This is a genomic window from Desulfobacterales bacterium (assembly GCA_028704555.1).
In the GTDB taxonomy this organism is placed as follows: domain Bacteria; phylum Desulfobacterota; class Desulfobacteria; order Desulfobacterales; family JAQWFD01; genus JAQWFD01.
The window spans coordinates 21,074-32,749 of record JAQWFD010000042.1; the positions used below are offsets into that span (position 1 = coordinate 21,074).

The window sequence follows — 11,676 nt, forward strand, 5'->3', positions numbered from 1 at the left end:
GATAAAATCAGGCATCGGCCTGATGCCATTGAAAAAAATACATGAATTTGTGGATAGTCCGGAGGTTTCCTGGATTAAAGGGAAAACGGATTTTATTGATTCGTTGGTCGCTGAACGGATAAGGAGGTTTTACCGGTGAATACAAGAACAATAGTGGTTATGATTCTGACCCTGTGGCTGGTTATGGGGCTGGGCTTTTTAACCGCTTACTTTCGGGATCGACGAGAGGGTAAATCCAAATTTCAATGCTGGCTGTCTGTGGAAGGCCTGCTGTTTATCCTGAGCGTGATTATTTCGATACTTGTCCTGGTGTATCAATCTGTTGGCCGCTGACGGCGGGGGAAAAGCTGGCGGCTGACAGCTGATGGCAAAAAGGGCTGTAGACGCAGGCGGTTAAGAAAACCCGGTTCTTTTCCCGTTGCCGGTTATTTCTGACGATCTCCGGCTGTTCAAACAATTTACTCTGATCATGCGATTTGAAATGACAATCAATTTAACACATTTTTTGAATCAGCCCCTGACGATTGGAACCCGACAGATTCAAACGCGGCTGAGTCTTGCGCCAATGGCAAGGCTTGGCAATGTTGCGTTCAGGGAACTGGTTTCGTCATTCGGGGGGTACGGGCTCCTGTTTACAGAAATGTGCAGTTCAAAAACCGTTGCGCAGGGCAACGGACCGAAATGGACGGGATTCCGGTGGCGAAAAGCGGAGCTTTCCGAACTGGTTTGTCAGCTTTTTGGAAATGATCCCGGCATGATGGCCGCTGCTGCCCGGCGGGTCGAGCATGAGGGCTTTTTCGGGGTAGACATTAACTTCGGGTGCAGTGTGCATGCGCTGTGCAAACAGAACTGCGGTGCGGCTCTGCTGAAGCAGCCGGCTCTGGCCGCTGAAATCGTCTCATCGGTCAGGCGTTCGGTGGCATGTCCGGTTTTTGTAAAGTTTCGAACCGGCTGGCAGGATGATCCGCAGATTGCCGTGGATCTGGCCAGACGCTTTGAAGATGCCGGAGCCGATGCCTTGTCCTTCCATCCCAGAGTAGCGCCGGATCGAAGGACCCGCCTGCCGAAATGGGAATACATTGGCAATGTCAAAGCTTCCGTGGATATTCCGGTATTTGGTAACGGCAATGTATTTGATGCCGGAGATTGCAGTAAAATGATTGAGACCACCGGATGTGACGCGGTTATGGTGGGCAGACTTGCGGTGGCTAAGCCCTGGATTTTTTCATCCCTGTCAGGCGATTATCAGCCGGAACCGGAAACCTGCGCCGATTGTGCGTTAAAGCTTTTGAAACAGCTTCCGGAATATTATGACGTGACGACAGCGTTGAGACGCTTTAAAGAATTCATGTCATATTTTGCTGCCAATTTTCGTTTCGGCCACAGTCTGTATCTTCAGATTCGGCGACAGGATACCCTGAACGCAGTGGAAGAAACCATCGTCCGTTTTTTCAGCACCCAGCCGGAAATGATGGCGTCCAAACCGAACATCAGCTTGTTCAGGTGAAGGAGGGATAGAGGCTTGAGTGTCGGAAAGCGCAGGGAGCAGGCCGGTGGGGCGGGGAAGGTGAGGCGTAAGTAAGAAGCAGGCAGCGTAAAAAAGCTGACAGCTGACGACAGATAACCAATAACGGCAAATTTGGAGGAGGTAACGTTTTGGGTATTTTTGATATATGGAAATTATCAAAAAAAGATAGTGGTGAAGGCAATTCAGCGGGCGACCGTTCCGGGGGAAAATCTTACGCCGGTATAAATCCGGTGGACTCGAGCATGTCATCGGCCGATATACAGCAATACATTGAAACGGAGCTGTCGAAATTTAAAAAAGCCGCGGATTTGAAAGATCATCGTTACAGAGCAGGGGTTATTAATTTTGTAGACGTGGTACAGGATGATCTGACGTCAGTGAACGAAAATAATTATCGCGCGGTGGTGAATATGACCATTGCGACATTGAAAAATTTTATCGAGGTGGAAAAGGAAATAAACCGGAATCTTTTCGAACAGATCAAAGCCGGCAAGTCTTGAAGATGAAGCGGGGGAAACGGACGTTATCATTTTTTTTGAGACAATTTTTCGATAGCCTCTATATAACGGTTTTTGGGTTGGAGACCGTACATCTTGTAAATTTGTTTTTTGTTTTTAAAAAATATCACCACGGGGATGCCGCTGATCCTGAATCTGGATGCCAATGCGCGATGTTTATCCACATCTAATTTGCAAACGGTGACTTTGGCGAAGTTTTTTTCGGCAATATCTTCTATTATCGGGGACAGTATTTTGCAGGGTTTGCACCAGTCTGCATAAAAATCCACCATGATCAGGTTACTGCCGCTCGTTGCGATGATATCATCAAACTGCGCTTGCGTTTTAATAACGATGGGTGCTGATTTTTCAGGATCGTTGTTTCGGGTACTCGAAGCTTCTTTCTGGCCGTACGCCCCGGATACGAAAATACAAGCGATCAATATTACCGCCCGGACGATGCTTCGCGGGAGGAGGTTAAACATGGTTCGGGTCATTTAGAAATCTCCATTCATGGATATTTAAAAAACGGGTATCGATGCCGGTTTGCAAACGATATCACGCTTCGTAACTGACATGAATCATGTTAAAATTATTTTGATTTTATTTCAATCCTTTACTACACAAAAATCATATCCGCCACAGGCCTTGGTCTGAAGGCCAATTACGATATCATCCGGGCCCATGGCGGCGCCCCATATCAGTGTCCGTTCCAAGCCTCCGGGGCCGTTACGGTTTATCTGCCGGCCATCGATACTGCGGATTCGTTGGTTATGAAAAAACTGCCGGATTTTTGATACAGCCTGCGTTTGATCTTTTTTGTCGGTGTTTTCTCAAATTCCTCGGTGAAGAGTTCTATTCTGGAGATTTTACTGTATACGGGCAGCTGTTTATTCAATTGATTTCGGATTTCCTCCAATTTAAGCTGCAGTTCATTCTCGCTCAGGCCTTTGCTGTTGACTGCCTGATAGTCCGGATAGATCAGGCCGGTAAGCTTTCCGTCTTTTTCGATCACCAGTGATTCTTCAACAAAGGGCATGTTATTGAGTTTTGATTCAATTTCTTCGGGATAGATATTCTGACCCGAAGAATTGAGAATCATGTGTTTGGATCGGCCTTTGATAAAAATGAAACCCTCTTCGTCAATCTGGCCAAGGTCTCCGGTATGAAACCATCCTTCCTGGTCAATGGCTTCGGCCGTATTGTCCGGATCTTTGTAATAGCCGTCCATGATGTTTTCACCCCGGACCAGAATTTCTCCCACAATTTTTCGCGGATTTTCCGAATCGATTTTGATTTCCAGCGTATCCATCACCCTGCCCACTGAAAACCGTCTGACGATATTCCATGCGGAGTAGCTGACGAGGGGGCCGCATTCGGACAATCCGTAACCCACGGTATAACGAAAATGTATTTTGCTTAAAAATTCTGCCAGTTCTCTGTCAAGAGCGGCACCACCGATGACGATGGTCTCAAAATTGTTACCGAACATTTCGGATAATTTTTGGTTGATTTTCGAATAGATGAGGTTGCTGATGCCGGGAATTTTTAACAGGACCCGGATTTTTTTCTGATTCAAAAATGGCCGCAGGTGTTTTTTATAGATTTTTTCGATCACAAGGGGAACCGACAGGATCAATTTTGGTCGGATTTCCTGGAACGCTTTGACGATCACTTTGGGAGAGGGAATTTTTCCCAGAAACGTAATGTGGCATCCCCTGCTCAACGGATATAAAAATTCAAATGAACAGCCGAAGGCGTGTGCCAATGGCAGAAAGGAAACGATTGTATCGCCGGGATTCAAATTCAATGCGTTCTGGGCGAAAATGATATTGGCGGTCAGACAGTTGTGAGACAGCATGACGCCTTTTGAAAATCCGGTGGTTCCGGATGTATAGACAATGGCCGCCAGCTGGTCATTTTCAATGGGTTGCAAACAAAATGTTTCGGGGGAAAGATCGGTATCGTATTCATTCAGATAATCGCTGCAGGATTTTTCGACAAGTCCGGACATGGATTCATGACGGGTATAAAGGAGCGAAAAATCGTCCATAGAAAAAACCGATTGAATCCCTGTCAGCCGTGATGTGTCTATTTGTTCATACATGGCATCGGATATAAACAACAAAACAGAATCCGAATGATTGATAATGTGATGAATCTCATCAGGGTGAAAATCCGGAAGAATGGGAACGATGACGGCCCCATAGGTTACGGTCGCCAGGTACGTGGTTGCCCAGCCTTCCGAGTTTTTCCCGAGCAGTGCAATTTTATCCCCCTGTCTGATCTTGTTTTTACTGAAGATATAATGAAGCCATTTGATTTTAGATGCGATTTCGCCATAGGATAAGGTTTTGCCTTTGTAATCTGACAGGGCGGGAAGTTGCCAGTTTCTTTTGATACTTTCTTCTATTTCGTTTACAAGACTTTCCTTCAGCATGATATCTTTCTTTCAGTAGCCATTGATAAAAGGTAATCGTTTTCTGCTCCAGCAGAGGTTTACGGATACCGGCCCTCTGTGCCCGTTGACTTTTGACCGAGTCAGCTTTTTTGTAAAATGTAAAACTTTTGTAAATTTACTCATTTTGTGTTGTGTTTGTCAATCCTTTATCGAACTTCAACCGGGAGTCGTGAGCCGGAAGGGGTGGTATTATATTTGCCATGAGGATGTGTTTGACACGGGTAACTGATTTTATTATCTTGAAAGAGATGTGTGTTTTTATACCATAAGCGGTTGTCGTTACCACAACGCTGTTTTCAGAATTATTTTAAATCGACAGAAATCTATCCGGCAGAGGCGCTTTTTATAAATTGATATGGTCCTGAAAAAAATACTTCGGAGGTGAACGATGAATAATCAGGAATTGATCACGATGCTTAACAGGGATCTGGCTGATGAACACGCCGCCATTATTCGTTATCTGGTGCACGGCTACCTGGAGGGCGAGGATACGCCGATCGGGGCGAGTCTGCTCTCCCGCGCCAGAGAGGAGATGTGGCATATGCACTGGCTGGGGATGATTATCGGACAGATGGGCGGCGAACCGGATCTGAAACCGGCGCCTTATCCGTTTGACCCGACCAGCCGGGCGTCCCTGCTCAGGTCCTATGTGGCATACGAAAAGAAACTGATTCCACATTATCACGGAGAAGCGGAGAGGGCCAGTGACCCCCATCTCCGGCGGGTGCTTCACCGGGAGGCCTGGGAATCTGAAATACATGCCGTGAAATTTCAGAGACTTCTGGACAAACTGTCTCCTGAGCAGGCAAAGGGGGTGCCGGGCGCTGAAAACGAATTGCCGGCGGGATTGACGGACAAGCTGCAACACATCATTGAAGCCAAATATACCCAGATGCTTCAGGCGGTTCGTGATTCCTGGGTATTTCAGACATCGCCGATGACCGGCTGGCAGATTATGGATTTTTCCATGACCAAAATGAAACAGCTTGCCCATGTCGCCGAGGAGGTGACTGATAACGGGATTGAACCCCGATTGCGACTGGGGAAAATTGATAAAAGCGTAGCCATCGGTGTTTCACTTCGCAGAGCGCTTGAAGATGTAAATAAAATCAGGCAGATGCATATTGATCTGAAAAATGATCGTGAGACTGAAGGGCATTCCGGACTGCGTAACAACCTGGATCTGTCAATTCAACAAGAGGAGTATGAGGCGCAGGAGATAGAGGACTGGTTGAGATCCGAAAAATGACCTGCCCGCAGGGCAATGCCATCCGTTCTGTATAACCGAAAGCGGCAGATGCTTTTCCAGGCATCTGCCGCTTTCGGTTATACAGAACTGCCGCTACTGTCCGACCACTTGACCACGTTAAGTTATCTCCGGCGTTGCATAAACAAAATGGGGTTATCTTGCACCCCACGGTCCCGACGGATCATCATCCATGATGACGCTTTCAACTCCCGTGGCTTTGGCTATATCCGGATTGCGCATCTGAATGCGCACGCAGGAATTCCACCGGAGAATGGCATCTTCATTTTCCGCAGGGCTTAACTCCATGGCCTTTTGAAAACAGCTCATCGCTCTGGCAAACCATTCATATGCCACTTGACCGGCACCGGGCGCTCCCTGGTTGATATAGGCTTTGGCGCGGCGTTCTAAAATGATTCCGGTGTAATATAATTTCCGGTATTCATCGCTCAATCGATTCACAATTTCGGATGCCTCCCGGAAGGCATCGGGATTCTGGCGTTGTCCGAACTGATCTGTCAGAGCCAGGACCAGGGTGGTGATGGCTCTCTGATTGTCCGGATCAATTTCGAGAATATCGCGACAAATACTTTCCGATTCAACCGGTTCTTTCAGCAAACGGTAATGCTCGGCTTTTTCGATGGCACGCGGGACTGATTCATTTGATAAACGTTTGAGTTCAAACATAGTGGTCTCCTTTACCGTCAATTCATGAAGGGTGGGGGAAATGACAAATTTCCGATTGTTTTAATTCAATTGTTCATAACTGCGGCCATAACGCCGTGAGGCCCGTATCGGCCGTTTCAGGCTTCTCCAGCACGATACGGAGACAACGGCCGGGACTTTGAAACTACACGTAAGAGAATATGGCCGCAGTTATGATCAAGTTCAATTATTCTATGAGGTATGCAATTTGTCTATCGGGAAAATTCGGATATGTTGAAATTGAAAGCCTTAAATTTGACGGGTAATAGCACTCAGTCCTTTTTTTATACCGTCATCACAATTTTCCCAAAATGGCGGCTTTCTTCCATGGCCGCGTGAGCCTCCCGGACCTGCTCCAGGGGGAAAACGTTCCAGATGACCGGGGTGATGGACTGGTCGGCAAATTTAGGAAGAACGGTTCGGGTAAATTCCGCGGTAATGGCTGCTTTTTCCGGTATGGAACGCGACCGGAGAACGGAGCCGATAATCTGCTGACGTTTGACCATCATCAGCGCCAGATTCAGCTCAGCCTTGATGCCGCTGGTAACGCCGATGATGATGAGTTTCCCCCCACAGGCCAGGGATTTCATGTTGGGTTCGAGATAATCGGCCCCGATGTGGTCCAGTATGAGATGGACGCCTTTTTTTCCGGTAACGGATTTGATTTCTTCCACAAAGGCCTGCTCTTTGTAGTTGATTACCACATCGGCCCCCAGCTGTCTGACGCGTTCAATTTTTCCGGGCGATGCGGTTACCATGACTGTTGAATCGGGTGTAAGCGTTTTGCACAGTTGAACGGCTGCCGTGTTCACGCCGCCGCCCCCGCCATGGATTAAAATGGATTCGCCATTTTTGAAATTTCCGGTCATGAATATATTCAAAAAGGCCGTGATGTAAGTTTCGCAGACACAGGCCGCCTGCTCAAAGCGCATGGAATCCGGGATCCGGATCAAATGATCAGCCCAGGCAGTGGCATATTCGGCATATCCGCCGCCCCCGACCAGACTCATGACCCGATCGCCCGGTTGCCAGGATGTGACACCGGCTCCAACCGATTCGATGATGCCGGCCATTTCCACACCGGGGATATCAGAGTCGCCTTTCGGGGGAGGATATTTCCCCTTCCGTTGAACAAGATCCGGTGCATTGACAGAGGTAGCCTTGACGTTAACGAGAACCTGGCCTTCGGATACGACCGGTTTATCGACCTCTTCGACACTCATGACATCCGGTCCGCCAAAACCGTTGAGCACTATCGCCTTCATTGTTTTCCTCCCCGGAATCCCCCTTCGGAGGGAGAGACCTGTCCGTGTGTTGGAATGCGGTTGACCTGCCGGTATGGGTCAGATGACGTCAAGTCAAGCGGAGTTGCTTTGTTCGTGAAATGGTTTTTTCTTATTGGCTGTCAGGGTTTTTCGATTCCAGTCAATGACCGATTCTGTCCGGGTCTGACGAAGTTTGCATAGATTCCGGGAACATATCGGACAATTCTGGATAGTACAGGGGTCCATGTGTATCAGTACGCTGGTTTCTCCATGGAAATGATCATCGATGATTTTTTCCATGATCTTTGCTTCCCGGTGGGCCTCTTCCAGACTCAGATTTCGGGGAAGTATCAGATGAAAGTCAATGTGAATCTGATTCCCGGAACTAAATGCCCGAAGTTGATGGATATCAATCCAGATATCTTTGCGCCGTTCGGCAAGCAGGGTTGCAATCTGTTGAAGCAGGTCGGGATCGGATTCATCCATCAAACCTGCAAAGGCCCGTCGGATCAGTTTACCGCCGGAGATTAAAATGTTTAATCCGGCCGCTGAGGCTATAATTCCGTCAAACTGGTACCAGCCGGTCAGTTTTACCATTACCAACCCTATCAGGACGCCGCCCGAAGTATATACATCGGTCAGGATGTGCTTGCCGTCCGCGTAGAGCGCCAGAGATCGGGTTTTTTCTCCTGTCCGGACAAGCTGAATACCCAGAATGAGATTGATGATGCCGGCAGCCGCCAGAAGATACAGCCCTTCTTTAAGGTAGGAAAGCGGTTGCGGGTTCAGCATCCGGGATATACTTGTATGAAATATTACAATTGCCGCGAGAACAATCAGCGCGCCTTCAAACCCGGCAGAAAAAAATTCGATTTTGCCGTGACCGTAGGGATGGCTTTCATCCGGCGGCTTGGCGGCCAGCAGAATGCTGCCCATGGCAAATGCAGCAGCCACAACGTTAATGATCGATTCAAGGGCATCTGACAGTATCGCCGAAGAGCCGGTCAGAAACCACGCATAAAATTTGGCGAGCATCAAAATCAACCCGATGGCAAAGGAAAAAGCGATGGCCGTGATTCGGAGTTTGTGTTGAGAGCGCTCCGGCGGATATGGCTTGGATTTGGCGTTGAGTTTCAAACGGATCAATACCTCGGGATGAAAGTCTTTCCTGAAGAGCGGCGCCTGTTAAAGCGCCTGTTTTTTATCTTTTTTGAGTTTATGTTATATACGTATGTAAAGTTTTGTCAAACCATCTTTGATGGTTTTATTTTGATCCGATCCGGCGCAATCGCAGTGAATTTTCAGGGCCGGAAAAAGTCGAGATCGGATTTTGTGCAGTGTCCCGCAAAGGCTATCACCGTTGCGGAATATCTGCCGATTTTCATAATTTCCTCCATCTTACTGACGCATTCGGGCTCCGTCAGTTCCCGGGACATGAACAGAATTTTTGGGAACAGAAGCGCGTTGATGTATGGGATATCGTTATCTCTGCAATATCCGGCGCCTTTTCCGTCGTCTATGATGATAAAATCAGCGCCTCCCCTGTGGATATACTCGCCGATCGTATCCCTTTCACCCCTGTCCAGGGCGTTCATGGCGGGGAGATGATCCCGGCACAATGGTTTCCCCGATGCGGAGGGGGTAACGGTAAATCTATCTGCGTTCAGTAAATTTTTGAATGCCATGGCACCCGGATAGCCATCATGTGTCACCTCTTCATAAACGGACGCTGTCATACGGGTGCAAAACGTACGGGTCAGGATATCAAACAGACCGGATTTATAAAGAAGAATGGCAGATGACGCATCGATCAGAATTTTTTTCATAATTTCCCGTAAAGAAACCTCAGGCGTAAAACAGCGAAATTGACAGCGGACCGATTCCAATGCTAATTTAAAAACACTCTAATTCAATGTTTCGCCAATGCCAATTAAAAATTCGATGAGAGATGTCAGGGTAAAAAAATCAGGCAGCAGGGAACGTAAAAAAGGCGGGTAACAAGATAACAGATCACTGACAGGACTATGATAACCATCGATGGGTCATATATGGAAGGCGGCGGACAAATCATCCGGACCGCTCTGGCATTTTCGGCACTTACCCGAAAGCCGTTTCGAGCCGTAAACATCCGGCATAACCGTCCGGTTCCCGGTTTGAAACGGCAGCATCTGTCCTGTATCGATGCGCTTCAACAGCTTACGGGGGCAAAGGTCGAGGGCGGGGCATTGAAATCCTCCCGCATTGAATTTGTTCCGGGCAGGCTGGTTCCAAAGACCCTGGCGATTGATATCGGCACGGCCGGTTCCATTACCCTCCTGCTTCAATCCCTGATGCTGCCGCTCATGTTTGCCGGCAGCCGTATTGATCTGATGCTTACCGGTGGTACGGATACGAGGTGGAGCATCCCCATCGATTATTTCAAGCACATCATCGTGCCCTATGCCAATGCGTTTGCCGGCATCGACAGCCATGTCATTCGCAGGGGCTTTTTCCCGAAAGGACAGGGCCGGGTGGATATTACCGTCCGGCCCGGATATCACATCGACGATTTTGATACGATGGGCCATTTCCTCCGGTATTTGCGCAGCAAAGTGGCCCCGATCATGCTGCTGGAAAAAGAACAGCCGGTCTGTATAAAGGGGGTGGCATCAGCTTCCGGGTCGCTGAAGAAGGCCGAGGTGTCAAAGCGGATGATTTCGGGCGCTACGAACAGGCTTAACGGGTTGTGGCCGGTGGACATCATGGAGCAATATAGCCCGTCGGCTTCCAGCGGCGCCATTATTACGCTGTGGGCGGTCGGTAGCCGGGGCGGTGTATCCATGGGGGCCGATTGCCTGGGGCAGAGGGGCAAACGCGCTGAAATCGTGGGCGAAACAGCCGCGACAAAACTTTTTGAATTGTTGAATTCGGATGCGGCAGTTGACTGCCATCTGGCCGACAACCTGATCCCGTTGCTGGCACTGGCGCGCGGTCGCATGAAAACCAATCAGATCACCGGTCATATCCGTTCCAACTGTTATGTCTGTGAGCAGTTCATCGACGTGGCATTCGATATCGATGAACAAAACGGCATCATCCGGGTTGTCTGACGTCCGGATGGAAGATATTTTTTCGCAATCCTACCCGGCTCAGGGGATTTTTCTGGTTGCCTCAGACGCTTATGGATCGGTTGCCGGGTGCTGATTTCCGGCCGGCAGGTGACCGGCAGAAGACATATCCGGTTTTGAATCCGGTTTTTTACCGATATTCAATAATCCGAAAATAAAGGCGCATGCAAAAAAGGTTATCGCTGATCCTGTCAGAAAGGCTATCCATACATCCATCGGTTACCTCCGCTTTTTCGGTTACAAATCCGTTTTCCGGGGTTTACAGAGATTGCTGATCGAAATTGTCTATTATCCCCATGTGGGTCAGGAGAAGATTTAGTCCTTGAAATACGTCAGGTTTTGCGTTGGTTGAAATTTTTGCAGTCCTTGAATTTGAAAAAGAACTATCCGGTTTCCGGAAGGTCACGAACGATGCGCCGTATGATAATGTGATATCAGGAATGTTGAGTATATAAATGACGGGTCTGCACAGTTGGATCGGTAACGAATTGATATTCAAAAATATACCCATAGTGATAACCGTGTCAATGACTTTCATGGATCACGGTTATTCTGTCTGAAGGCCCTGAACGGCGGTCAGGTGTGGCCTTTCAGCTACCGGGTGCGCTGTCGTGTCGTATGCACCTCCGGCACCCCGGCGCTGTGAGGGCACAGACGACGATGGGCGATGGAAACGGCAAAGATAGACCACTTCAAGCATGCTGTTGAATTGTTCCGGGCGATATGATACTGGTTCATTCTTCCTAACCCAAGTTCGCCAAAATTGATGGCGTAGAGGATGAAATTTGGCCAAATTGAGCCATATGAGTCATCTAACTATCTGATATTTTTAGATCAGAATTTTTTGAAAGTCAATGTAGTGACCCA

General features: G+C 48.3%; 13 protein-coding genes. 5 read left to right on the top strand and 8 right to left on the bottom strand.

Translation table 11 applies throughout. From position 1 onward, the window contains the following. The first annotated feature begins 135 nt into the window (after positions 1-135). The 3 genes from PHQ97_13540 (at position 136) to PHQ97_13550 (ending at position 2,028) form a co-directional block, all read left to right on the top strand. The gene (locus PHQ97_13540) at positions 136-333 is read left to right on the top strand and encodes a hypothetical protein (GenBank protein MDD4393759.1); all 198 of its coding nucleotides are present in this window, start codon (positions 136-138) and stop codon (positions 331-333) included. Between the two features lie 148 nt (positions 334-481). Then, the gene (locus tag PHQ97_13545) at positions 482-1,507 is read left to right on the top strand and encodes a tRNA-dihydrouridine synthase family protein (GenBank protein ID MDD4393760.1); all 1,026 of its coding nucleotides are present in this window, start codon (positions 482-484) and stop codon (positions 1,505-1,507) included. Between the two features lie 149 nt (positions 1,508-1,656). Next, on the top strand, positions 1,657-2,028 hold the full coding sequence (locus PHQ97_13550) for a hypothetical protein (protein MDD4393761.1): 372 nt from the start codon (positions 1,657-1,659) through the stop codon (positions 2,026-2,028). A gap of 26 nt (positions 2,029-2,054) precedes the next feature. On the opposite strand, the gene trxA is transcribed toward PHQ97_13550, so the two are convergent. Together trxA and PHQ97_13560 are read right to left on the bottom strand one after the other, a co-directional pair. Then, complete coding sequence (gene trxA, locus PHQ97_13555) at positions 2,055-2,522, bottom strand: thioredoxin (protein MDD4393762.1); 468 nt, start codon at positions 2,520-2,522, stop codon at positions 2,055-2,057. A gap of 239 nt (positions 2,523-2,761) precedes the next feature. After that, positions 2,762-4,465, bottom strand: a complete 1,704-nt coding sequence (locus tag PHQ97_13560) for an AMP-binding protein (GenBank protein MDD4393763.1) — start codon at positions 4,463-4,465, stop codon at positions 2,762-2,764. A 409-nt stretch (positions 4,466-4,874) separates the two neighbouring features. Between PHQ97_13560 and PHQ97_13565 the strand changes: the two genes are divergently transcribed. Next, positions 4,875-5,735, top strand: coding sequence for a ferritin-like domain-containing protein (locus PHQ97_13565; protein MDD4393764.1), 861 nt, complete (start codon positions 4,875-4,877; stop codon positions 5,733-5,735). A gap of 153 nt (positions 5,736-5,888) precedes the next feature. On the opposite strand, the gene PHQ97_13570 is transcribed toward PHQ97_13565, so the two are convergent. The 4 genes from PHQ97_13570 to PHQ97_13585 form a co-directional block, all read right to left on the bottom strand. Further along, positions 5,889-6,419, bottom strand: coding sequence for a hypothetical protein (locus tag PHQ97_13570; protein MDD4393765.1), 531 nt, complete (start codon positions 6,417-6,419; stop codon positions 5,889-5,891). 302 nt (positions 6,420-6,721) lie between these two features. Then, positions 6,722-7,702: an NAD(P)H-quinone oxidoreductase gene (locus PHQ97_13575; protein MDD4393766.1), complete on the bottom strand. Its 981-nt coding sequence runs from the start codon at positions 7,700-7,702 to the stop codon at positions 6,722-6,724. Positions 7,703-7,795: 93 nt separating this feature from the next. Further along, complete coding sequence (locus tag PHQ97_13580) at positions 7,796-8,839, bottom strand: cation diffusion facilitator family transporter (protein MDD4393767.1); 1,044 nt, start codon at positions 8,837-8,839, stop codon at positions 7,796-7,798. Positions 8,840-9,003: 164 nt separating this feature from the next. Then, a complete protein-coding gene (locus tag PHQ97_13585) occupies positions 9,004-9,528 on the bottom strand; it encodes a hypothetical protein (protein ID MDD4393768.1) in 525 nt (174 codons plus the stop codon). 198 nt (positions 9,529-9,726) lie between these two features. On the opposite strand from PHQ97_13585, the gene rtcA reads away from it, so the two are divergent. Next, positions 9,727-10,791 carry an RNA 3'-terminal phosphate cyclase gene (gene rtcA, locus PHQ97_13590; protein ID MDD4393769.1) on the top strand — a complete coding sequence of 355 codons (1,065 nt, stop codon included), beginning with the start codon at positions 9,727-9,729 and terminating at the stop codon, positions 10,789-10,791. A gap of 69 nt (positions 10,792-10,860) precedes the next feature. On the opposite strand, the gene PHQ97_13595 is transcribed toward rtcA, so the two are convergent. Then, entirely contained in the window at positions 10,861-11,025 is a 165-nt protein-coding gene (locus tag PHQ97_13595; GenBank protein MDD4393770.1) for a hypothetical protein, read from the bottom strand. A gap of 378 nt (positions 11,026-11,403) precedes the next feature. Next, complete coding sequence (locus PHQ97_13600; protein MDD4393771.1) at positions 11,404-11,547, bottom strand: hypothetical protein; 144 nt, start codon at positions 11,545-11,547, stop codon at positions 11,404-11,406. Between the last annotated feature and the right edge of the window lie 129 nt (positions 11,548-11,676).